Source organism: Bradyrhizobium frederickii, assembly GCF_004570865.1.
In the GTDB taxonomy this organism is placed as follows: Bacteria; Pseudomonadota; Alphaproteobacteria; order Rhizobiales; family Xanthobacteraceae; genus Bradyrhizobium; species Bradyrhizobium frederickii.
The window spans coordinates 1-22,180 of record NZ_SPQS01000002.1 but is presented as its reverse complement, the minus strand read 5'-3'; the positions used below and the strand labels follow the sequence as shown (position 1 = coordinate 22,180).

25 protein-coding genes are annotated in these 22,180 nt (G+C 65.2%); 6 read left to right on the top strand and 19 right to left on the bottom strand.

Annotated features, from left to right (window positions below):
* The first annotated feature begins 4 nt into the window (after nt 1-4).
* Complete coding sequence (locus tag E4K64_RS02900; RefSeq protein ID WP_135162100.1) at nt 5-1,495, top strand: HWE histidine kinase domain-containing protein; 1,491 nt, start codon at nt 5-7, stop codon at nt 1,493-1,495.
* On the opposite strand, the gene E4K64_RS02895 is transcribed toward E4K64_RS02900, so the two are convergent.
* A complete protein-coding gene (locus E4K64_RS02895) occupies nt 1,496-1,717 on the bottom strand; it encodes a hypothetical protein (RefSeq protein ID WP_135162099.1) in 222 nt (73 codons plus the stop codon).
* 144 nt (nt 1,718-1,861) lie between these two features.
* On the opposite strand from E4K64_RS02895, the gene E4K64_RS02890 reads away from it, so the two are divergent.
* Entirely contained in the window at nt 1,862-2,119 is a 258-nt protein-coding gene (locus E4K64_RS02890; protein WP_135162098.1) for a hypothetical protein, read from the top strand.
* Between the two features lie 108 nt (nt 2,120-2,227).
* Here the strand turns inward: E4K64_RS02890 and E4K64_RS41045 are convergent, their stop codons facing one another.
* Both E4K64_RS41045 and E4K64_RS02880 read right to left on the bottom strand, forming a co-directional pair.
* Complete coding sequence (locus tag E4K64_RS41045; RefSeq protein WP_135162097.1) at nt 2,228-2,437, bottom strand: hypothetical protein; 210 nt, start codon at nt 2,435-2,437, stop codon at nt 2,228-2,230.
* A gap of 18 nt (nt 2,438-2,455) precedes the next feature.
* The gene (locus tag E4K64_RS02880; protein WP_135162096.1) at nt 2,456-2,677 is read right to left on the bottom strand and encodes a hypothetical protein; all 222 of its coding nucleotides are present in this window, start codon (nt 2,675-2,677) and stop codon (nt 2,456-2,458) included.
* A 115-nt stretch (nt 2,678-2,792) separates the two neighbouring features.
* Here E4K64_RS02880 and E4K64_RS02875 point away from each other — a divergent pair, with 115 nt between their 5' ends.
* Nucleotides 2,793-2,987: a DUF3072 domain-containing protein gene (locus E4K64_RS02875; protein WP_135162095.1), complete on the top strand. Its 195-nt coding sequence runs from the start codon at nt 2,793-2,795 to the stop codon at nt 2,985-2,987.
* Nucleotides 2,988-3,167: 180 nt separating this feature from the next.
* The gene (locus E4K64_RS02870; protein ID WP_126256715.1) at nt 3,168-3,458 is read left to right on the top strand and encodes a DUF6496 domain-containing protein; all 291 of its coding nucleotides are present in this window, start codon (nt 3,168-3,170) and stop codon (nt 3,456-3,458) included.
* A gap of 12 nt (nt 3,459-3,470) precedes the next feature.
* On the opposite strand, the gene E4K64_RS02865 is transcribed toward E4K64_RS02870, so the two are convergent.
* Both E4K64_RS02865 and E4K64_RS02860 read right to left on the bottom strand, forming a co-directional pair.
* Nucleotides 3,471-3,833, bottom strand: coding sequence for a hypothetical protein (locus E4K64_RS02865; RefSeq protein ID WP_135162518.1), 363 nt, complete (start codon nt 3,831-3,833; stop codon nt 3,471-3,473).
* 274 nt (nt 3,834-4,107) lie between these two features.
* Nucleotides 4,108-5,655 (bottom strand): Do family serine endopeptidase, encoded by a 1,548-nt coding sequence (locus tag E4K64_RS02860; protein ID WP_135162094.1) that lies wholly within the window; start codon nt 5,653-5,655, stop codon nt 4,108-4,110.
* 206 nt (nt 5,656-5,861) lie between these two features.
* On the opposite strand from E4K64_RS02860, the gene E4K64_RS02855 reads away from it, so the two are divergent.
* On the top strand, nt 5,862-6,698 hold the full coding sequence (locus E4K64_RS02855; RefSeq protein WP_167771781.1) for a universal stress protein: 837 nt from the start codon (nt 5,862-5,864) through the stop codon (nt 6,696-6,698).
* A 15-nt stretch (nt 6,699-6,713) separates the two neighbouring features.
* On the opposite strand, the gene E4K64_RS02850 is transcribed toward E4K64_RS02855, so the two are convergent.
* The 11 genes from E4K64_RS02850 to E4K64_RS02800 all read right to left on the bottom strand — a co-directional run bounded on the left by E4K64_RS02850 (nt 6,714) and on the right by E4K64_RS02800 (nt 19,171).
* A complete protein-coding gene (locus E4K64_RS02850; RefSeq protein ID WP_135162093.1) occupies nt 6,714-6,926 on the bottom strand; it encodes a hypothetical protein in 213 nt (70 codons plus the stop codon).
* 280 nt (nt 6,927-7,206) lie between these two features.
* Nucleotides 7,207-9,084 (bottom strand): putative bifunctional diguanylate cyclase/phosphodiesterase, encoded by a 1,878-nt coding sequence (locus E4K64_RS02845; RefSeq protein ID WP_135162092.1) that lies wholly within the window; start codon nt 9,082-9,084, stop codon nt 7,207-7,209.
* Nucleotides 9,081-10,232, bottom strand: a complete 1,152-nt coding sequence (locus tag E4K64_RS02840) for an FIST signal transduction protein (RefSeq protein ID WP_135162091.1) — start codon at nt 10,230-10,232, stop codon at nt 9,081-9,083. The genes E4K64_RS02845 and E4K64_RS02840 overlap by 4 nt, the downstream gene beginning before the upstream one ends.
* Before the next feature lie 187 nt (nt 10,233-10,419).
* Nucleotides 10,420-11,157, bottom strand: a complete 738-nt coding sequence (gene rpe / locus E4K64_RS02835; protein ID WP_135162090.1) for a ribulose-phosphate 3-epimerase — start codon at nt 11,155-11,157, stop codon at nt 10,420-10,422.
* Nucleotides 11,154-12,086, bottom strand: a complete 933-nt coding sequence (gene cbbX, locus E4K64_RS02830; RefSeq protein WP_135162089.1) for a CbbX protein — start codon at nt 12,084-12,086, stop codon at nt 11,154-11,156. Before cbbX ends, rpe begins: the two co-directional genes overlap by 4 nt.
* Nucleotides 12,087-12,183: 97 nt before the next feature.
* On the bottom strand, nt 12,184-12,591 hold the full coding sequence (locus tag E4K64_RS02825; protein ID WP_126256724.1) for a ribulose bisphosphate carboxylase small subunit: 408 nt from the start codon (nt 12,589-12,591) through the stop codon (nt 12,184-12,186).
* Between the two features lie 11 nt (nt 12,592-12,602).
* A complete protein-coding gene (locus tag E4K64_RS02820) occupies nt 12,603-14,063 on the bottom strand; it encodes a form I ribulose bisphosphate carboxylase large subunit (RefSeq protein WP_135162088.1) in 1,461 nt (486 codons plus the stop codon).
* Between the two features lie 37 nt (nt 14,064-14,100).
* Complete coding sequence (fba, locus tag E4K64_RS02815; RefSeq protein WP_135162087.1) at nt 14,101-15,186, bottom strand: class II fructose-bisphosphate aldolase; 1,086 nt, start codon at nt 15,184-15,186, stop codon at nt 14,101-14,103.
* 12 nt (nt 15,187-15,198) lie between these two features.
* Nucleotides 15,199-17,217: a transketolase gene (tkt, locus tag E4K64_RS02810; RefSeq protein ID WP_135162086.1), complete on the bottom strand. Its 2,019-nt coding sequence runs from the start codon at nt 17,215-17,217 to the stop codon at nt 15,199-15,201.
* Nucleotides 17,218-17,245: 28 nt separating this feature from the next.
* Nucleotides 17,246-18,121, bottom strand: a complete 876-nt coding sequence (locus tag E4K64_RS02805) for a phosphoribulokinase (protein ID WP_135162085.1) — start codon at nt 18,119-18,121, stop codon at nt 17,246-17,248.
* A 12-nt stretch (nt 18,122-18,133) separates the two neighbouring features.
* Nucleotides 18,134-19,171 carry a class 1 fructose-bisphosphatase gene (locus tag E4K64_RS02800; RefSeq protein WP_135162084.1) on the bottom strand — a complete coding sequence of 346 codons (1,038 nt, stop codon included), beginning with the start codon at nt 19,169-19,171 and terminating at the stop codon, nt 18,134-18,136.
* Nucleotides 19,172-19,290: 119 nt separating this feature from the next.
* Between E4K64_RS02800 and E4K64_RS02795 the strand changes: the two genes are divergently transcribed.
* Nucleotides 19,291-20,268, top strand: coding sequence for a LysR family transcriptional regulator (locus tag E4K64_RS02795; RefSeq protein WP_126256730.1), 978 nt, complete (start codon nt 19,291-19,293; stop codon nt 20,266-20,268).
* 242 nt (nt 20,269-20,510) lie between these two features.
* On the opposite strand, the gene E4K64_RS02790 is transcribed toward E4K64_RS02795, so the two are convergent.
* The 3 genes from E4K64_RS02790 to E4K64_RS40855 form a co-directional block, all read right to left on the bottom strand.
* On the bottom strand, nt 20,511-20,708 hold the full coding sequence (locus tag E4K64_RS02790; RefSeq protein ID WP_135162083.1) for a hypothetical protein: 198 nt from the start codon (nt 20,706-20,708) through the stop codon (nt 20,511-20,513).
* A 150-nt stretch (nt 20,709-20,858) separates the two neighbouring features.
* A complete protein-coding gene (locus tag E4K64_RS02785) occupies nt 20,859-21,278 on the bottom strand; it encodes a DUF4118 domain-containing protein (RefSeq protein ID WP_135162082.1) in 420 nt (139 codons plus the stop codon).
* 719 nt (nt 21,279-21,997) lie between these two features.
* Nucleotides 21,998-22,180 (bottom strand): hypothetical protein (locus E4K64_RS40855; RefSeq protein ID WP_209311934.1); only part of this gene is annotated, 183 nt, incomplete at its 5' end.

Sequence of the window (22,180 nt, the reverse complement as noted above, 5' to 3'; positions counted from 1 at the left end):
GCATATGGACCACGAAAAGGTCAATATCCTCCTCGTCGACGACCAGCCCGCCAAGCTGCTCGCCTATGAGGTGATCTTGAAGGATCTCGGCGAGAACCTCGTGATCGCCTCGTCGGGGCGCGAGGCGCTGGAGGTGCTGCTCAAGACCGAGATCGCGGTGATCCTCGTCGACGTCTGCATGCCCGAGCTCGACGGCTTCGAGCTCGCCGCGATGATCCGTGAGCATCCACGCTTCCAGAAGACCGCGATGATCTTCATCTCCGCCATCCAGGTCAGCGACATCGACCGGTTGCGCGGCTACGAGATGGGCGCGGTCGACTACGTGCCGGTACCGGTCGTGCCGGAAGTACTGCGCGCCAAGATCAAGGTGTTTGCCGAGCTCTACCGCAAGACCCGCGAGCTCGAACGGCTGAACCAGGAGCTTGAGGATCGCGTCCGCGCACGCACGGCGGAACTGGAGAACTCCACCGCGAAGCTGCGCGAGAGCGAACAACGGCGCAGCATGGCGATCGCGGCCGGCAAGATGGGATCCTGGGATTGGGACTGGATCAGCGGCGATTGGATGTGGGACGAAGGACAGTATCGCATCTTCGGCGTCAGCCCCGAGAGCTTCGAGGTCAACCCGGCCAACGTTCAAGCGCTGTTGCATCCCGACGACGTCGATCAGTTGCGCAAGGCGATCGCCGAGTTCAACAGGGGCACGCGGGCCTACGAGACCGAGTTCCGCATCATGCGGCCCGACGGAGAAGTGCGCTGGTGCGTCGGCACGGCGGCGGCGACGGTGGACGATAGCGGTCGGGTCGTCCGCGTCAGCGGCGTCACCGTGGACATCACCGAACGCAAGCGTGCCGAGGAACGGCAGAATCTGCTGGCGCGGGAAGTCGATCATCGCGCCAAGAACGCGCTGGCGCTGGCGCAGTCGATCGTGCGTCTCACCCGGGCCGACGAGGTCAAGGCCTATGTCAACGCCGTCGAGGGACGCATCAACGCGCTGGCGCGCGTGCACACCATCCTGTCGCTGTCGAGCTGGCAGGGTGCCGAGCTCTCCAGGCTGATCGACGAGGAGCTGGCGCCCTATTCGCTCGGCGGCCAGATCATATTGGCAGGTCCGCAGGTCCAGTTGCTGCCGGCCACGGCCCAGACGCTGGCGCTCGCCCTGCACGAGCTCTTCACCAACTCGGCCAAGTACGGAGCCCTCTCGACCAGGTCGGGACGGCTCACGATCGGCTGGCAGGTCGAGGACCAATTGCTGACGCTGAGCTGGGAGGAATCGGGCGGTCCGCTCGTCATGACGCCGAAATCGCGCGGCTTCGGCACGCGGAGCCTGCTGGCGAGCGTGGAGTCCCAGCTCGGCGGACAAGCGCGGTTCGATTGGCGAGCCGAGGGCCTGTTGTGTCGCCTGGAAGTGCCGTTGACCCGCAAGCCGGCGGCGACGCCCCCATCCGAGAAGTTCGAGGACACCGGCTCGGCCGAATTGCAGCGCGCATCCGGCTAGCTAGCCGGACGCGGCGCTCGTCATGCGTCGCGGCGTCCGCGGTTCGCGCGCAACCCGTCCCTCGAGCCAGGCTTCCGTCTGGGCGAGATCGCGTAATGCCCTGGCATAGCGGCGCGCCGCGCTTCGCTCCGCCCCGCGCGGCAGCTTGCGGGCCTTGCGAAGAATGTCCGCGGCCGCGTTGCGATAGGCCAGCGAGCGGTAAAGAAAGACCACCTTACCCATATCGATGCTCCCCATGTTGCCGGACCTTATCCTCGCAAACCCGGCATGAACGTCGGATGAAGCCGGCGATGACAATTCCCTTCATTCATCTGGAACCAGCGAATTGTCGTCCGCGTTTGCATGCCAAATCGGGATGCAGTTCCCATGCGCACAAAGAAATCGTCAGACCTGATTTCTGCGACCGGCCTCATCAAGCTGATGACGCATACATTGATGGGTGCCGCCCTCGGCCTCGCCTTCAGTCTCGCGCTGATCCTGTGCAATCCCGCCGTCGCCAGCCTGCTGAATAACGGCGGAAGCCAGGCCGCAATCGTCTTCGCTCTCACATTGGTGACGACCTTCGCGATCGGCGCGACGCTCACCGGCGTCGTGTTCATCCTCGCCGAGGACAAGCAATCTTGAAGCGGGCCTGAGGCGCGGAGCGAACCTTTGCTGGGAACTCCTGCCTGAGTGGCGGTTGGCTACCTGCGTCAATTTAACTCACCGGATCAGACCAGGGCGGACGCCAGCTCATTGCGGCCGGCGTGTTTCAGTGCTGAGCCCGCGGCTCGCAGCATTCGTCTTCACGAGATGCTCGAGCTGGGCACGCTTGCGTCCGATCAGAAGTTGGGCCGTAGCATCGTCGAGACCCGCGCGCTGCAATTGCCGGATGGCAGAGCCCAATTCGAGAATCTCGGCGCGTAACCTCAAGATCCGGTAAGTGTCCGGGCCCTCATCCACGGCGCCCCCTCAAAGATATCAGCGGCGCATGGCCGCGCGCCCGGGAATACCGACTGTCTTCACGAGGCGAAGGCGCACCTGGTCGTGGACGTCGGGCAGGACATCGCCGCCGCCGGCCGCCTTCCATTCGCCGATCAGCAAGTTGATCTTTCGGCGCAGATCCAGCTGCGCCAGAGCCTGTTCGGTGCAATCGCGATCCCCGTTGATGCGATCACGCACGGAAGCCTCGACGTCGGCCATCTCCAGCCTCAAGGCGCTGATTTTACGTCGAATTTCATTAATTCTGTTGTCCATGACTTGTTAGAACAAAATAAGAACATATAGTCAAGCCACGATTTGAAGACGGAGAAGCCGGATGCAGGTTCAGGGTAAATACGACGCCAGGATCTTTCTCGCCGAGCAGATGACCCGGGCGCAGGGGCTGAGGCTGAAACGGTTGAGCGAAGAGGCCTATCAGCCCGCACAATATGCGCGCGATCTGTCCTCCACCGAGGCCGCGCGGCGCATCCAGGTGCTGGAAGCGGAGATCGAGCTGGCGAACTCCTTCTAAAGCATGATCCGGAAAAGTGCGCAGCGGTTTTCCGAAAAGATCATGCGCAAACAATAACCTAGAGCGCGATGACGATTCTTCCTCATCTCATCGCGCTCTAGGCTTTCGCCTGGAACGTCGTGCGCCGCCTCGGAACCATGCCCGTGTCGAATGGTTCTCCCCGGCCAAGGGAGAACATGCATGGCACGCAAGGCAAAGAAGCGCCGCTACTCGCGCAGCTCCGGCAGCGACGTCGAAAGCGAGATGCGCCGCTACAAGAAGGGCACGGCCAAGAGCGGTCGCAAAGGCCGTGGCGGACGCGTGAAGAGTCGCAAGCAGGCGATCGCGATCGGGCTGTCGAAGGCCCGCAAGAAGGGCAAGAAGGTCCCGAAGAAAGCTGCGAAGAAGAAGTCCTCCAAGAAGCGGACGACCAAGAAGGCGGCCAAGAAATCGTCCAAGAAATCCTCGAAGCGCAAATCCAGCAAGCGTTGACGCAGTCCCGGCTCAGATCATGCTGCCCGGCATGAAGCAGCGGATCGAGACCCCGAAAGCGGTCTTCACCGGCCACACCATGGTGCGGCCGGCGCGGTTCGGCTCGGTGATGACGGCTTCGTCCGGCACTTCGATCCACTCGCCGTCGAGACGCACGCGATAATGTCCGTTGTGCGATTCCCAGTCGGGATCGGCGACGGCAAAACCGTCGGCGTCCGAGCAGCACGGACCGAGGTGGCTGCGCAGGCTGTCGAACCACGGCTTGAGCGGCGAGTTCGCGTAGCGGCCGTCGTCACGACCGAGCGCGGTTCCACCCCAGAGCAGCAACGGCGCCGCAAGCAGCGCCCCCCTCAGCGAGAGCTTCAATCGATCCATGTCGGCACCGATCAAATCCGAACCACCGGCCAGTTCCACAAAGCGGCGGCAGGTTCGAAGTTCCACGCTTGCAACCCGGTCTCGGCGGCGTCATTGCCGCGGCGAACCTTGAACACGTTCGAAGTGTGATGTGCGAACACGGCTTTTTCATATGAACCGGGTCACCATCCCTGCCGTTAACGAGAATGTTATCGATTGGCGTCGCAATTCTGTCGGCGAACGGAGAAGGCGGCCCGAGGGCCGCCTTTTTGGTTTCTGCCGATGGATGTTCGCCTCAGGCGAGCGGCACCGCGACGAACCTCGTCGCCTCGGCGCTTCTGACCTGCAACAGCACGCTGCGCTTGCCGGACGATTTGGCCTCCGCCAGCTCCGAGCGGACGTCGCCGACATTGGCAACGGCCTTGCCGCCGACATTGAGGATGACGTCGCCGGTCTGGATGCCGCGCTGCGCCGCCGGTCCTTGCGGATCGACCTCGGTGACGACAACGCCCTTCTGGCCAGCGCCCTGGACCTCGCCGGCCGGAGCAAGGCTGAGCCCGAGACGTGGCGTGCCGGCGCTCGGCTGCTCTCGGCCCTGGTCGGCACCGCCATTTGCTTTGGCCTGCCGCTCGTTCGGCAACTCGCCGAGGGCGAGCGTCAGCGTCTTGGTCGTGCCGTTGCGGAAGACGTCGAGCTTCACCGAGCTGCCCGGGGCCAGGGTGGCGATGGTGCGGGCGAGCTCGCGGGAGTCCTTGATCGCGGTGCCGTTGACGGCGGTGATGACGTCGCCCGCCGCGATGCCGGCCTTCGCCGCCGGGCTGCCGTCCTGCGGATTGTCGACGATGGCGCCGCGCGCCTCCTTCAGGCCAAGGCTGTCGGCGATGTCGGCCGTCACCGGCTGTACCTGCACGCCGAGCCAGCCGCGGGTCACCGCGCCCTTGTCCTTCAGCTGCGCGACGACGAGCTTTGCGGTCGAGGCCGGAATGTCGAAGCCGATGCCGACCGAGCCGCCTGAGGGCGAGAAGATCGCGGTGTTCACGCCGATCACTTTGCCGCTCATGTCGAAGGCCGGGCCCCCGGAATTGCCCTTGTTGATGGGCGCGTCGATCTGGATGAAGTCGTCATAGGGACCGTTGCCGATGTCGCGGCCGCTGGCCGAGACGATGCCGGCGGTCACCGTGCCGCCGAGACCGAAGGGATTGCCGACCGCGACCACCCAGTCGCCGATGCGCGGCTTCTGGTCGGAGAATGTGACGAACGGAAAGTCTGTCTTGCCGTCGACCTTGATCAGCGCGAGATCGGTCTTCGGGTCGGTGCCGACGACCCTCGCGGTGTAGCTCGTGCCGTCATCCATCGTCACCTGCACCGACGCGGCCTGGTCGACGACGTGGTTGTTGGTCACGGCATAGCCATCGGCGGAGATGAAGAAGCCGGAGCCTTCGCCGGTGACCATCTGATGGCGCTGGCGCGGCATGCCGTTCGGGCCGCCAGGGAAGCGGAAGCCCAACTGCCGCGAGAACTGGTCGAACGGCGTCTCCCCGTCCTGATCCATCCGGTTCTGTTGCAGCATGGCGCTCTTGTCGTTGTCCTGGTCGATCCTGACCCGCACCGAGATGACGGCGGGCTTGACCTTGCTGACCAGGTCACCGAAGCCCGGCGGCGTCGCGGCGGATTCGGCGGCCTGGGCCGGCGCGATGAAGGAGCTCGGACCGAACTTTGAAGAGCCGGGAGAAGCCGCCAGCACGGCTACGCCGAGCGCGGCCACGGTGCCGAGCAGCGCGAGCCGGCGCGGCCTCAATATCTTGCGGGATGTCGGGTTGTCGGAATTGGCGCGATCGTTCATGTCGTAATGTCCATGTTGGGTAATTGTCGCCTTGCGTCCAACATGGACGTCGTCACCTTACGACGTCCCGTCCATCCGATTAAATCTTGGCAAAGAACAAGCGATGGCTGCGGCGAGGTCGTCCCTCGCATTTGATGCAGCTCAACGCGGGTCTGCCGGGCAGTGAAAGACTGCGGCCACCGGATGATGGCCATCGGAGGCGCCCCATGTACACAGACATTCTCGTCCACATCCCCACCGAACGTCCCATGCGTCCCGCGATCGATGGCTCGATTTCGCTCGCGGCGCAGTTCAACGCCCATCTCGACGCGGTCGCGGTCGGTTATGTCGCGACCAGTGCAGCCTACGTGATGGAGGGCGGCGCCGCGGTAGCGGCCGTGTTCGAACTGGAACGCGAGCGCGCCGTGGAGCGGGCCGAGGCCGCGCTCTCAGTCTTCGAAATCGAAGCGGCGAATGCCGGCATCTCCTACGCCTGCCGCCCGCTCGGCGCGATCCCGGTGGACGCAGCCGGCTCGCTCGGCGAAATGGCGCGGCTGCACGACCTCAGCGTCGTGCTTCAGCCCGATCCGGCGCAGGGCGCGTTCGACAACGACGTGCCGGGCGAGATCCTGTTCCAGTCGGGCGGCCCGGTGCTGTTCCTGCCTTACACTTTCCACGGAGCGTTCAAGGCGGAGCGGGTCGGCATCTGCTGGGACGGCAGCCGCGTCGCCGCCCGCGCCGTGCACGACGCAGCACCGTTCCTGGCGCGCGCCGATGAGATCGTGATCATCACCATCAACGAGTCGAACGCGGTCTCCGACGAAGCTTCAGCGAGCAGTCTGGCAAGACATCTCGGCCGGCGTGGACTGTCGACCCGCACGGTCGCCCTGTCGGCGACGCGCGCCGACATCCAGCCGACCATCCTGTCGCTGGCGGCCGACGAGGGGCTCGATCTCCTGGTGATGGGCGGCTACGGCCATTCGCGACTGCAGGAACGCGTTCTCGGCGGCGTCACCCGCGCCATGCTGGAAGCCATGACGGTCCCGACGCTGATGTCGCACTGAGACCAACAGGCGCCGTCACGCCGCAACCGGGGTCTTCCATGTCGGGGGCGTTGCGGCGCCCTCGTCATGTTGCACGTTGCACGCGTCGAAATGCGCCTTGAGCTCGACCTCGGCGAGATATTCGAAATGTTCGGCCTGGCCGAGGAGTTCCCAGTTCTGAAGCGGCCGGTAGGCTGCCTGCTGACGACAGAGGGACGCCAGCGCCCGGTAGCGACGTACGTTCTCCATGAGACCCTCCCTCGCATTTGCAGAGCTTATTGCCCTTATTTGCGTCAGGCCGATGGCGGCTATGCAAAAGATTTGCTGCGCCCACCGCGCGCCTGGCCTCGCTGGTAGGAAATATATGTCCGGGCCAAAGTTCCAAACGGTGCCGGCTGACGCCCGGAACCGCGTCGCCGGACCTGAGGACTAAAGCACGATCCGGAAACGTGCGCAGCGGTTTTCCGAGAAGATCATGCTGAACAACACCCTAAAGCGCGATGACGATTCATCCTGATCGCATCACGCTTTAGGCATAGTGCCGGCGCTCTACAGTCATTCCGACCAGGTCGAGATAGCGCTCGATCAGGTCGGGCCGGCCGACCAGATAGCCCTGCATCTCCTCGCAGGCCTCGCGCGCCAGGAAGGCACGCTGCGCTTCCGTCTCCACCCCTTCGGCAATGACCGGGATATTCAGGGCGTGCGCGAGGCTCAGGACCGCGCGGACGATCTCGGCCGATTGCGGCGAGGCCTCCAGATTGGAGATGAAACCGCGATCGATCTTGATCTTGTCGAACGGGAACGACTGGAGATAGGACAGCGAGGAATAGCCGGTGCCGAAATCGTCCATCGCAATGCGGATGCCGAGCGCCTTCAGCCGCCGCAGCAGATGGAGCGCGCCGGTGAAATCGCCGATCAGCACCCCCTCGGTGATCTCGACTTCGAGCCGCGTCGGCGTCAGCCCCGTCTCGAGCAGGATCTGGTGAATCGAACGCTCGAGATCGCCGGCCTGAAACTGGACCGGCGACAGATTGACCGCGACCTGCAGCGGCCGCGGCCAGGATGCCGCCTCGCGACACGCTTCGCGCAAGACCCATTCGCCGATCTCGACGATCAGGCCGTTCTCCTCCGCAAGCGGAATGAACCGGTCCGGCGGCACGAAGCCACGCGTCGGATGATTCCAGCGCAGCAGAGCCTCGAAGCCGATGACCTCGCCATCGATCCGCGCCTGCGGCTGGAAGTAGACCACGAACTGGTTCTGCTCCAGCGCCTGTCGCAGATCGTGCTGCAACAGCCTGCGGTCGCGCAGCTCCTGGTCCATCTCGGATTCGAAGAAGCGGACCCGCCCCCTGCCCTCGCGCTTGGCACGATAGAGGGCCGAATCGGCGTTGGCGAGCAGCGTGGCGGCATTGACGCCGTCGTCCGGATAAAACGCAATGCCGACGCTGAGGCCGACATGGAGGAGATAATCGTCGACCTCGAGCTCCTTGCCGATCGTCTCGATTAGGCGCTCGGCGAGCGCCTGAACGTCCTCTCGGCTGACGTGGTCAGGCATCAGGATCATGAACTCGTCGCCGCCGATACGGGCGACGAAGGCGCCGTCGGCTTCCGCGGCGAGCCGGTCCGCCACCGACCGCATCAGCATGTCGCCGACGGGATGGCCGAACACGTCGTTGACCTCCTTGAAGCGGTCGAGATCGAGGCTGAGCACGGCAAAACTGGTCGCCGCCTCCTGGGCCAGCTCCAATCGCTCGCCGAGCGCGGCGTTGAAGGCGCTGCGGTTCGGCAGGTCGGTCAACGCATCATGATGCGCAAGATGGCTGATCCGCGCCTCGTTCGTGATCCTCTCGGTAACGTCCTCGATCACGCCGACCAGATATTGCGGCGCACCAGCACCGTCCCTGATCAGCAGCTTGCGCGAATTGACGAGACGATCGCGGCCCTTGCCGCCGACATCGAGCAGATGCCCCTCCAGGAACAGCGGCGTACCGCTATCGACGACGCCGCGATCCTGCTCGTTGACGAGGCGGGCGATATTCTCCGGGAAGATCTCCGCCGGAGTCTTGCCCAACATCGCCTCGCGCGGCATTCCGTAATATTCTTCGCCGGCGCGGTTGAGCAGAACGTAGCGGGAGTCCTTCGCATCCTTGGCGAATACCGCGATCGGGATATTCTCGATGATGCTGTCGAGGAATTCGCGCGCCCGCAGCAGATCCTGTTCGGCGCGCTTATGCGTCTGCTCGAGCTCCTCGATCATCAGCTTGATCGCACGGTCGGTGCGGCGGCGGTCGCGATCGCTCTCCTCATAGGCCGCGCTGACGAGTTCACCGAGCCTGGTCAGATCGACCTGTCCGGATTCGTCCGTCGCCTGGCGGATCTGTCTTGCGAGCAGCCGATGCGTGGTCAAGCTGCCGCCTCCCCGATGACGGTGACCGTCATGGTCTGGTTATGCAGTTCGCAGCGGCCGGACCCGGTCGGCGGGGCGAACTCGCCGTAGGAGTAGAATCCGATCCGGACGAAATCCTCGCCGAGTTCGGCGGCAACGGCATCCAGCTCGTCCTGCGTGCGCTGCCCCATCACCCTGCGGCGGCCGGTACAGCTCACCAGGATCGCCAGCTTGTCGCCGTCGACCCCGTCCGAGAGTGCGCTGCGCGCCTGCCTGCCGGCCTCGCCTGCACCGGCGGCGAGGCTGTCGAAATTGGCGCGCATCAATTGCGCGGTGCATCCTTCCGGAATGTCGGCGGCGAACGTCAGGGTGCGGGCATTGCGGTCCACCGCGAACACCGAGCGCACGATCTGCCGGTTCGGCTCAGCCTCGTCGTGAATGCGCAAGGGGAATGCCAGACCCGAACCCGGCATCGCCTCGGCCTCCTCCTCGCCGAGATAGCGGGTGTAGAGCTCCAGCGGCGGCTCGCCGTCGAGCTCCACGACCACCGATCCCAGCGCCTTCGTGACCTTGCGGCGGGGCCCGAACACATCCCAGCCGCCGGCGCAGCCGTGCGCGAAACGGAACGAAGCCCCATAGAATGCGATCGCGGCGACGCGGTTCGGCGACGGCTCCGCGTCGGCTCCGACGATCGTCTGTTCAAATCGGGTTCCATCGCCGGCGAGCCCCCCGGTGACGGGCAAATCCGGCCCCAGGACTTCAGTGAGTCCGGCAAGCAGTTCGCCCCCATTCACCGCCAATCCATCCGACAGGACGAACAGGCCGGCCAGATCCACCGCCAGTACCTGCCGGGCAAGACGCGCGCCGCAGGCCCGCGACGCATCGCGCGTTTCGACGACTTCCTGCACCAGCCGGACTTGCGTGTGGGCGAAGCGCAGGGCGACCGCGACCACTTCATCATCGCGGATGTCGTCGCCATGGATCTGTCCGCCGGTGCTGCAACCGACGATATGGCTATCGGGATAGAGGCCGCGCAACTCGCGATAACGTTGGCCGTCCAGCAGCTGCTCACGGCTGCCGAAATAGAGCACGAGCTGGGGAGGCTCGCGAAAGGCGTCCGCTCGGCGCCAGCCATGGGCAGCATTCCAGTGAAGGTATTGAATCTGCATCCCACGCCCTCTGCAGCCTTGAACCACAGATTGTGAGACGGCGCATTGCGTCGCTGTTAATCGCGCGCGTCGTTCGACACCGTTGGTTACCCCGGCATGAAGCGTATTGCCGAGTCGCGCCAAGATTCTCCGTAAGACTCCGGGAAGTTCCCGCGCCGAGCCGTCAACTTATGTGCCAGCCCGTAATCTACCGGGTGCGCGCGCCTTCGCCGAGGCGCATCGGCTGGACACCATTATCTTGCCGCTTTGCAACCCGTCCCGTCTCGGCGGCGGTGCGGATGGCCCGGATATTTGCGGCATAGTCGGCAACGCTGTTGCCGCGAAACACCGCGGAACCCGCTACCAGCGTATCCGCGCCCGCCGCCGCCACGGCAGCGGCATTGTCGCGCGTGATACCGCCGTCGACCTGGAGCCGGATCGGCCGGTCGCCGATCATGGCCTTGATCCGCTCGATCTTCTCGAGCTGGGATTCGAGGAACGACTGGCCGCCAAATCCCGGATTGACCGTCATCACCAGCACGAGATCGATCCGATCGAGCACGTAGGCGATGGCGCTCTCGGGCGTGGCGGGACACAGGCTGGCGCCGGCCTTCTTGCCAAGCGCACGGATCGCCTGGAGTGAACGGTCGAGATGCGGGCCGGCTTCAACGTGCACCGTGATGACGTCCGCTCCGGCCCTTGCGAACGCTTCGAGATAAGGATCGACAGGCGCGATCATGAGATGCACGTCGAAGATTTTCTTCGTCGTCGGCCGGATCGCCTTGATGACATCGGCGCCAAAGCTGATGTTCGGCACGAAGTGTCCATCCATGACGTCGCAATGGATCCAATCGGCGCCGGCGGTGTCGATTGCCGCGACCTCCTCGCCGAGACGCGCGAAATCCGCAGCCAGGATCGAGGGCGCAATGACGATCTCTCCGGTCATGGCTTTGCACTCCGCGCATCGGCGCCGCCGCTGAAGACGCGGCTCGCCAGGATGTCCATGGGATCGATGGTTTCGAGGTCGGCGACATCGAGCATGCGGTCGAGATCGGACACCAGGCGATCGGCCTGCCGCAGCCGGATGCGGTCGACGGCGTTGCGGATCGAGCGTGCATTGGAGAAGAACGGCTGGGTCCGGCGCAGCGCGATGTATTTCTCGAACGCCTCGCGCGCCGCCGCCGAGAAGCGATAACCCCGCTCCTTCAGCATCAGCTCGGCAATGACGAGCAGCTCGGCCTCCGCATAGTCGGGAAATTCGATGTGGTGGGCGATGCGCGAGCGGAAGCCGGGATTGGAGGCGAAGAAGTTCGTCATGCGCTCGCCATAGCCGGCGAGGATCACGACGAGGTCCTCGCGCTGGTTCTCCATCACCTGGAGCAGGATCTCGATGGCTTCCTGACCGTAGTCGCGCTCGTTGTCGGGCCGATGCAGGTAATAGGCTTCGTCGATGAACAGCACGCCGCCCATCGCCTTCTTCAGGATCTCCTTGGTCTTCGGCGCGGTGTGGCCGATATATTGGCCGACGAGATCGTCGCGCGTCACGGAGATCACCTGCCCGCGCCGCACGAAGCCGAGACCGTGCAGGATCTTGGCCATGCGCAGCGCCACCGTGGTCTTGCCGGTGCCGGGATTGCCGGTAAACGACATGTGCAGCGTCGGTGGCGCGGACGCCAGCCCCGCACGCTGCCGGATGCGCTCGATCAGCAGCAATGACGCGATCTGGCGCACGCGGCTTTTGACCGGCTTCAATCCGATCAACTCCTGCTCGAGCTGCTGCAGCGTGTCGGTGATCCCAGCCGCTTCGGCCTCCTTGCGGAGATCGAAATGGGTCTCGCCGGGCTCGGTCGTGGCTGCGTGGGGAACATCCAGCATAGCTACCCTCGAAGAAAGGAGCTTCGCCGCGGGGAGCGGCGAAGCAGTGGTCCGCCAAGGATACGGAGCAGGGAGAGCTCCGCGCGGAGGAGAATGGTTATTGAGTGGCGTGGGCGGCCGGCTTGCGCACCGTGGTGTAACGGATCGCGCGGCCGCCGACTTCCTGCCGCACCAGCTCGAACTCCGCCTCTTGCGGCGGCCGGTTGACGAGGAAGGAGATCCGCACCGATTCCCAGCCATGGCTGGAATCGAAGCCGCTGATGCGGATGTAGCGGTCGCCGTACACCCTGCGGCATTCGGCGAGCTCCATCATCACGCCGGCGGCGTCCTGAAGGTCGAACATCGGCAGGCCCCACATCTCCCAATAGGTGTTGCGGGGATGGGGATCGTCGGTGAACTCGATATTCACCGCCCAACCCTTGGTCAGACAATATTGCACCTGCTTGGTGATCTGATCGTCGGTGAGATCGGGCAGGAACGAGAAGCAGCCTTGAGTCAGCTTCATGTCAAATCTCCTCAAACGGTTTCGAGCGCGGTCGGCACGAAGTCCGGCGTGTCGGTGGATTGATAATTGAAGGTCACGTCCTTCCAGACTTCGAGCGCCGCCTTCAGCGGCGTGCAGGTCTCGGCCGCCCTGGCCAGGATCTCCGGGCCCTCGTGGACGTAGTCGCGGCCCTCGTTGCGAGCGAGGATCATCGCTTCCAGCGCCACGCGGTTGGCGATCGCGCCGGCGGCAATGCCCATGGGATGGCCGATGGTGCCGCCGCCGAATTGCAGCACCACGTCTTCGCCCAGGAGGTCGAGCAGCTGATGCATCTGGCCGGCATGGATGCCGCCGGACGCAACCGGCATCATCTTGTTGAGGCTCGCCCAGGACTGGTCGAAAAACAGGCCATGCTCGAGCTTGGCCGGATTGAAGTCCTCGCGGCAGACGTCGTAATAGCCGCGCGTGGTGTTGGGGTCGCCTTCGAGCTTGCCGACCACCGTGCCGGCATGGATGTGGTCGACGCCGGCAAGCCGCATCCACTTCGCGATGACGCGGAACGACACGCCGTGGCTCTTCTGCCGCGTATAGGTCGAGTGCCCGGCGCGGTGCAGATGCAGGATCATGTCGTTGCGCCGTGCCCATTTGGCCATCGACTGGATCGCGGTGTAACCGATCACGAGGTCGATCATGACGATGCACGACCCCAGCTCCTTGGCGAACTCGGCACGCTCGTACATGTCCTCCATCGTGCCCGCGGTGATGTTCAGGTACGTGCCCTTCACTTCGCCGGAGGCGGCCTGCGCGCGGTTCACAGCTTCCATGCAGTAGAGGAAACGATCGCGCCAATGCATGAAGGGCTGCGAGTTGATGTTCTCGTCGTCCTTGGTGAAATCGAGCCCGCCCTTCAGCGCCTCATAAACCACGCGGCCGTAATTGCGGCCCGAAAGCCCGAGCTTCGGCTTCACCGTCGCGCCCAGCAGCGGCCGGCCGAACTTGTCGAGGCGTTCGCGCTCGACCACGATGCCGGTCGCCGGCCCCTGGAACGTCTTCACATAGGCGACGGGGAAGCGCACGTCCTCCAGCCGCAACGCCTTGAGCGGCTTGAAGCCGAACACGTTGCCGATGATCGAGGCCGAGAGGTTCGCGATCGAGCCCGGCTCGAACAGGTCGAGGTCATAGGCGATATAGGCGAAATACGAGCCCGGCGTGCCCGGCACCGGATCGACGCGGTAGCATTTCGCGCGATACTTCTCGGCGGCCGTGAGGCGATCAGTCCACACCACGGTCCAGGTCGCGGTCGAGGATTCACCGGCCACCGCCGCAGAGGCCTCGATCGGATCGACGCCTTCCTGCGGCGTCACGCGGAACAGCGCGATGACGTCGGTGTCCTTCGGCGTGTAGTCGGGCTCCCAATAGCCCATGCGCTTGTATTCCATCACACCCGAGCGATAGCGCTCTTTGCCGCGGACGGTGCCTGCATGTGCGTTCATGTCTCTCTCCTGCTCTTTTCTCTGCTCTTCTGATTGACTAGGCAGCCACGCACTCGCGGGCGTCGACGCGCGGATCGAGCTCGCCGGCGCGATAGCGCCGCGCCATCTCGCTCATCGGGACCGCCTTGATCCTGCTGGCATGGCCTGCGGTGCCGAACTGCTCGAAGCGCTCGCGGCAGAGCTCGCGCATCGCGTCCATCGCGGGCTTGAGGAATTTGCGTGGATCGAACTCATTGCGATTTTGGGCCGCGACCTTGCGGAATATCGCGGTCATCGCCAGCCGGCAGTCGGTGTCGATATTGACCTTGCGCACGCCGCTCTTGATGCCGCGGACGATCTCCTCGACCGGCACACCCCAGGTCTGCGGCATCTCGCCGCCGAACTGGTTGAACATGTCCTGCAGCGGCTGCGGCACCGAGGAGGAGCCGTGCATGACGAGATGCGTGTTCGGCAGCCGGCGGTGGATCTCCTCGACCACCCGCATCGCCAGGATATCGCCGTCCGGCTTGCGGCTGAACTTGTAGGCTCCGTGCGAGGTACCCATCGCGATGGCGAGCGCATCGACCTTGGTGGCACGGACGAAATCGACGGCCTGATCAGGGTCGGTCAACAGCTGGTCGTGGCTGACCTTGCCCTCGACGCCGTGGCCGTCTTCCTGCTCGCCGCCCCCGTGCTCCAGCGAGCCGAGCACGCCGAGCTCGCCTTCGACGGAAGCACCGACCCAATGGGCGAGATCGACGACACGGCGGGTGATCGCGACATTGTAGTCGTAATCGGCCGCCGTCTTGGCATCGGCCTTGAGCGAGCCGTCCATCATGACGGAGGTGAAGCCATGGGCGATCGCGGATGCGCAGGTCGCTTCGTCATTGCCGTGATCCTGGTGCATGCAGAGCGGGATGTCCGGATAGGTCCGCTCCAGCGCGTCGATCATGTGCGAGAGCATGAGATCGCCGGCATAGCTGCGCGCGCCGCGCGAGGCCTGGATGATCACGGGCGCGTCGACCTCAGCCGCCGCCTGCATGATCGCGATGCCCTGCTCCATATTGTTGATGTTGAATGCCGGCACCGCGTAGCCGTGGCTGGCCGCGTGATCGAGCAGTTGGCGAAGGGTGATACGAGCCACGATTGGTCCTCCTTATTGACGCTTGCGGGCGATCGCCCGGCGGGCCGCTTCCGCAATGCTTTGCGGCGTGATGCCGAATTCCCGGTACAGCACCGGTGCCGGCGCCGAGGCGCCGAAGCCGCGCATGCCGACGAATTCGCCGTCCGGGCCGATCCAGCGATGCCAGTCGCCGGCGACGGCTGCCTCGACACCGACGCGCGGCGCCGTGCCGAGCACGGTGGCGCGGTAATCGTCCGGCTGCTCCTCGAAGAGGGCGAAGCAGGGCGCCGACACCACCGCCGCACGGACGTGCTCGGTCGCAAGCAGGCGGGCTGCTTCCAGCGCGATCGAGACTTCCGAGCCGGTTGCCATCAATGTCACGTCGCGGCCGCCGTCCGGCGAGACGACGAGATAGGCGCCGCGTGAGACACGGTTTCTGCCGCGCGCATCGCTGCGGAAGGTCGGCAGCGCCTGCCGCGACAGGCACAGCACGGACGGACGATGCTCCGCCGTAAGCGCACAGTCCCAGGCCTCCAGCGTCTCCACGGCATCAGCCGGCCGGAACACGAGCAGGTTGGGAATGACGCGCAGCGCCGGCAGATGCTCGACCGGCTGGTGCGTCGGGCCATCCTCTCCTAGTCCGATGGAGTCGTGCGTCATCACATGGATCACGCGTAGCCGCATCAGCGCCGCAAGGCGGATCGCCGGCCGGCTGTAGTCGGAGAACGCCAGGAACGTACCGCCATAGGGAATGAAGCCGCCATGCAGCGCGAGGCCGTTCATCGCGGCGGCCATGCCGTGCTCGCGAATGCCGTAGTGGATGTAGTCGCCGGCGAACGCCCCGCGCTTGACGGGAGCCTGCGCCTTGGCATGCGTCAGGTTCGAATGCGTGAGGTCCGCGGAGCCGCCGACCAGGCCGGGGATGGTCCCGGCGATACCGTCGAGCACCTGTTGCGAGGCCTGCCGCGTCGCGAGCTTCGGACGCTCGCTGGCAAAGCGCTCGCGCAATTTCGCGGCGGCCAGCGCATAGGCGGCAGGCAGAGCGACGGCCTTGCCCTCGACGAACAGATCGCGCTGCTCCGGCCTCGCGCATTCATAGCGGTCGAGCCAGGAGAGGCGGTCGACCTGCCCGCGCTGCCCGATCATCCGCCAGGCCTTGAGCACCGGCATCGGCACCACGAAGGGTTGATAGTCCCAACCGAGAGCCCGCCGCGCCGCGGCCGTCTGCTCAGTGCCGAGCGGCGCGCCATGCGCCTTCTCAGTGCCTTGTCGATCTGGCGCACCGTAGCCGATGATGGTGCGGCAGGCGATCAGCGACGGTTTTGCAGTCTCCCGCTCCTCTGCGATCGCCTGTGCCACGGCTTCGGGATCGTGCCCGTCGATGCTGCGCACCGACCAGCCAGAGGCGGCGAAGCGCGCGAGCTGATCGTCGGACGTGGCCAGCGAGGTCGGTCCGTCGATCGAGATGCCGTTGTCGTCGAACAGCACGATCAGTCGGCCGAGCCCGAGATGGCCGGCAAGCGAGATCGCCTCCTGGCTGATGCCTTCCATCAGGCAGCCGTCGCCCGCGATGACATAGGTGAAGTGGTCGACAAGGCCGTCGCCATGCCGCGCATTGGCCATGCGCTCGGCGAGCGCCATCCCGACCGCGGTCGCGATCCCCTGCCCCAGCGGCCCCGTCGTGGTCTCCACGCCCGGCGTATGGCCGTATTCCGGATGGCCCGGCGTCTTCGAGCCCCATTGCCGGAAGGCCTTGATGTCGTCGAGGCTGACGTCGCCGCCGGTCAGATGCAGCAATGCATAGAGCAGCATCGAGCCATGGCCGGCCGACAGCACGAAGCGATCGCGGTCCGGCCAATTGGGATGCGCCGAGTCGAATTTCAGGAACCGCGAGAACAGTACGGTTGCGACATCCGCCATGCCCATGGGCAGGCCGGGATGGCCCGACTGCGACGTCTCGATGGCATCGACCGCGAGGAAGCGGACGGCGTTGGCGAGATCATTGTGCGAGACCGCATTGAGGTCGGCTTCGGCATGAACCGAGATGTTCATCGGATCCTCCCATTGTCGTTGGTGTGCGTCACTTCAGGTTCCGCTTGCGCTCGATGAGCTGCATGATCAGCGGCGTCAGGATCAGCTGCATCGCCAGGTCGAGCTTCGCGCCGGGGCAGACGATGGAATTGGCGCGCGACATCCAGCTCTGCGGCAGCATCGACAGCAGATAAGGGAAGTCGATGCCGCGCGGGTTCTTGAAGCGGATCACCACCATCGATTCGTCCGGCGTCGGAATCCAGCGCGCGATGAACGGATTGGAGGTGTCCACCGTCGGCACGCGCTGGAAGTTGATGTCGGTCTCGGTGAATTGCGGGCAGATGTAGTGGATGTAGTCGGGCATCCGCCGCAGGATGGTGTCGGTGACCGCCTCGGTCGAATAGCCGCGCGCGCTGCGATCGCGGTGCAGCTTCTGGATCCATTCGAGATTGATGACCGGGACGACGCCGATCTTGAGGTCGGCATAGCGCGCGACATTGACCTTGTCGGTGACCACGGCGCCGTGCAGGCCCTCGTAGAACAGCAGGTCCGAGTTCTCCGGCAGCTTCTCCCAATCGGTGAAGGTGCCGGGCGCCGCGCCGTGCAGCGCCGATTCCTCGGCGTCGTGGACGTAGTGCCGCGTCACCGCCGTGCCGGTCTCGCCGTAGTCGCGGAAGGCGCGCTCCAGCTCCTCGAACAGGTTGGTCTCGGGGCTGAAATGGCTGAAATGCTTGTTGCCGCGATCGGCTTCCTTGGCCATCTGCGCGCGCATCTCGGCGCGGTCGTAGCGATGAAACGCGTCGCCTTCGATATAGGCGGCGTTGACCTTCTCGCGGAAAAATATCTGCTCGAACGTCTTCTTCACCGAGGTGGTGCCGGCGCCGGAGGAGCCGGTGATGGAGATGATCGGGTGCTTCCTGGACATGGGACGCCTCGCTCAGAGCCGGAAGAATCCGCGCCGCGCGAACAGCGGTGCGGAGACGCTGGCGACCAGCAGGGGATCGCAATGCAGCTCCTCGACGCGGCGCACCTCGTTGCTCGAGCCCATGATCAGCGGCGCGCGCTGGTGCAGGCTCTGCGCCGAGAGGTCGAGGATGCGCTCGCGTCCCGTCGTGGCGGAGCCGCCGGCCTGCTCGATGATCATGGCCATCGGGTGCGCCTCGTAGACGAGGCGCAGGCGGCCGTCGCCGTAACCGGGACGCGCGTCGGAAGGGTAGAGGAAGACGCCGCCGCGGGTGAGGATGCGATAGGCCTCGGCGACCAGCGAGCCGACCCAGCGCATGTTGAAATCGTGATTGGCGGGCCCTTCGACGCCGGCGAGACATTCGTCGATGAAGGCGCGCACCGGCGGGTCCCAGTGCCGGCGGTTCGACGCGTTGATCGCGAATTCCTCGCCGGTCTCGGCGATCTGCGCGCCGCCGCGCGCGAGGCGGAAGCAGCCCGCCTTGCGGTCGAGCGTGAAGATGTCGACGCCCTCGCCGAGCGTCAGCACCAGGGAGGTCTGCGGACCGTAGGTGACGAAGCCCGCCGCAAGCTGCGCCGAGCCGCGCTGGTGGAAGGCGAGCGTAAGGTCGTCCGGGGCGGGCAGGATCGAGAAGATCGTGCCCACCGTCATGTTGATGTCGATGTTGGAGGAGCCGTCGAGCGGATCGATCGCGACGCAGATGCGGCCCTCGCGGTCGCCGATCTGGGCCTCGCGCATCTCTTCCGAGGCGAGCGCTGCGATCGGCAGCTGGCTGAGGCAACGGCGCAGGATCGCATCCGCCTGCACGTCGAGATCGCGCTGGAGGTCGCCGTCGCTGTTGCGGCCGGTGGTCAGGCCGGAGGCGTCGGCGAGATCGCCGGTGGCGATGAGGTCGGCGATCTCGATGGCCGCCGCCGCGATGGCATCGACCGCGGCTGCCACGGCCAGCGCGTGCGGCGCGGTCTCAGAATACCGTTGAAGGTGATCGTCCAGCCTGAGTTGCCCGGTCATCTGCGTCCATCCCCTTTGCCGGCGCCGCTCCAATTGCCTCCCCGCTGGAGGTTGGTGCGGTCAGTCCCGGCATCAGGAGATTGACAGGGGCAGCTTAATAAGGAAAATTTCTAATCATAATGAGCCTCAAAGAATTTTCTTATAATGGTCCCGGCCATGCGGCGGCTCAGCTCCGGCATCTGACGATCCGGCAGCTGCGCTCCCTTGCGGCGCTCTCGGCCAAGGGCAGCGTGACGGCGGCGTCCGGCCATCTCGGGCTGACCCAGCCGGCCGTGACCCAGCAGCTGCGGCAGCTTCAGGACCTCGCCGGCCTGCCGCTGGTGCAGCGGACCGGCGACGGCATGCTGCTGACGGAGGCGGGCAAGGAGGTGCTGACGCTGGCCGAACGGGTCGAGGCCGCCATCATGGACTGCCAGGGCGCGCTCGACCTGCTGGCGGGACGGACCGGCGGCACGGTGCATCTCGGCGCGGTCTCGACCGCGAAATATTTCGTGCCGCACGCGATCGCGGCGTTCTCCAAGCGCTATCCCAAGATCGAGATCAAGCTGACGATCGGCAATCGCGAGGAGATCCGCGGGGCCATGCACGGCTACGACCTCGATTTCGCGGTGATGGGTCGGCCGCCGGCCGACGTCTCCGTCGACGTCCGTCAGCTCGGGCGCAATCCGCACATCATCGTCGCGCGCAAGGGGCACTGGCTCGAGCAGGATTCCGGCCTCAGCCTGACCGATCTCGTGCACGAGACCTTCCTCACCCGCGAACCCGGCTCGGGCACGCGGACGCTGATGGAGGGCATGTTCCAGAAATCCGACCTCGAGCCGATCATCGGCATGGAGATGAGCAGCAACGAGACCATCAAGCAGGCGGTGATCGCCGGGCTCGGCATCGCCTTCATCTCGGCCCACACGGTGGCGCATGAGCTCGCCGAGGGCCGGCTCGTCGTGCTCGACGTCGCGGGCCTGCCGATCGTGCGGCAATGGTACGTGATTCGCCGCAGCGACAAGGTGCTGCTGCCGCCGGCGCAGGCGATGTTCGATTTTCTGGGCTCGGAAGGGTCGAACTACCTGCCCGACCTGCCCGAGCTCGAAGGACGCTGAGCCGCCGGCGCTCAGCTCATCAGCTTCATGGCAACGGTGGCCGCCAGGATCGCGATGATCTGGAGCAGGCGCTGCGTCGTGAAGATGCGGTTGAAGGTGGTCATTGCTTGCCCCGGCCGGCGTGGAGGAGATTTCGATCGGCCCGTTGCTAGCACAGGCGGGCGGCGAGACAACTCCGTAATTGCCACGAGCGCGATCGCGCCTGCGGCGGGCCGATTCGCGGCCGCGCCGGTCGCTAGCGGTCAGGCCGCGAGCGGCGCGGCGTGGTCCATGCGCGTCGCGAAATAGGCTTCCAGCTCCGACAGGGCCCGCGCTTCCCACTCCCTTGCCTGCTCCAACAGCGACCAGCTCTGGCCCGGGCGGAATGCAGCGGTCTGGCGATAGAGCGATGCGATGCCGCGATAGCGTCGCACGTTCTCCAAGATGGCGTGACCGTTCATGTCCGAAAACTCCCTCGTCATTCCCGGGAGAGAAATTGCGGCCAAATCTTTTTCGAAAAGTTAGCGGCGCGCGGCAAGCTCGCGGATGGTTGCCGGATTGTTGCGCGCAGGCAACGCGCCTCGTGGTGCCGGGACGAGGTCGAGAGCGATTTATTGCGGATTCGTTGCCGCGCTCTCGCCCGGGGGCTTCAGCCCGCCGCGGCTGACGATCTTCATCGTCTCGCGGCAGAGATCGGCAAGGCCGATCAGCAGCACCGCCAGCAGGCAGAACAGGTTGATGGAATCGGCATTCGCGGCGGATAGCGCGTTGAACTCGAAGACGGGCGGAATGAACGCCCACCACACCAGCGGAATGGTGAACAGCGCGGCGAACCCCGCCGCCGGCGTGCCCGCCACGAGGCCGAGCACGAACAGGCTGGGCAGGAACGCTGCAAAATAGAATTTCGCGCCGAGCGCGACGCAGATGCCCTGAAACACAGCCGATATTGCGATAACGATGCAAGCGAGCAGAAACGCCTGCCACGACCATGGCCGTACCCAGGGTACGCCAAGCAGCCCCGCACGCCTCATCAGCCTCCCCCTGCCGCCCGTTAACCGTGCTTGAGACGAAAGTACTACGGCCGCAAGCAGACCGCGAGATGGAAATTGCAGCGCGACGGGATTGGTAAACAAGCCGCAAAGCACCGCTCGGGGAGGCTTGCAGGCTGACTGGGATGCGCGTGTCCCGGACAAGCTGCAACGCCTCTTGGCGTTGCGGCGCAGAGCCGGGACCCAGGGCGGCACGGTACAATGCCGCGACATGGGCTCCGGCTCTGCAGCGCACCGCCAAAGCGGCGCTGCGCTGCGTCCGGGGCACGAGCGGAGGGTGGCGCACGACGCCATCGCGAGCGTCGCAATGGCTGCTCGCGATGACGACACTACAAAATCCGTCATCCTGAGGTGCGAGGCATGGGACGCAACGCGTCCCATGGGGAGCCTCGAAGGATGAGCGGCCCCGATGTAGCCGGGCCGTCGCCCTTCGAGGCTTGCTCTGCAGCGCTGCGCGCAGCAGAGCGCGCGCCTCAGGGTGACGGTCATGAGTTTGGGCTCGCATCATCAATTTTTGAGATTTTTAGAGAAGACATGCCTTCGCATTCTCGCGGCGCAATTCGCCCGAGCTTTGCTTCGTCTCGCTACCCTCTCAAAGCCAAGAGGGCGCAGGGAAGGCCGGGTGCCAGCTCGCACCCGCGGTCCGCTGCGCGAAATGCACACGCAGAAAGAACCGCACAGCAGCATACAGGTGTGGCCAATCACTCGGCCTTCCCTGCGCGGTGGTCGGACGGCTTATGCCGTGCTCTCCCGGGAGCCGAACTTTCCTTCTGGCCTCCCTCGCCGGTCGAATTGGCGATGCCGTCCACCCGGTTGGGCTCGCGCGCATCTTCGATCCGGCTTGACCGTAGCAACGACGGCCAGGACCACACGGTTTTGCCGTA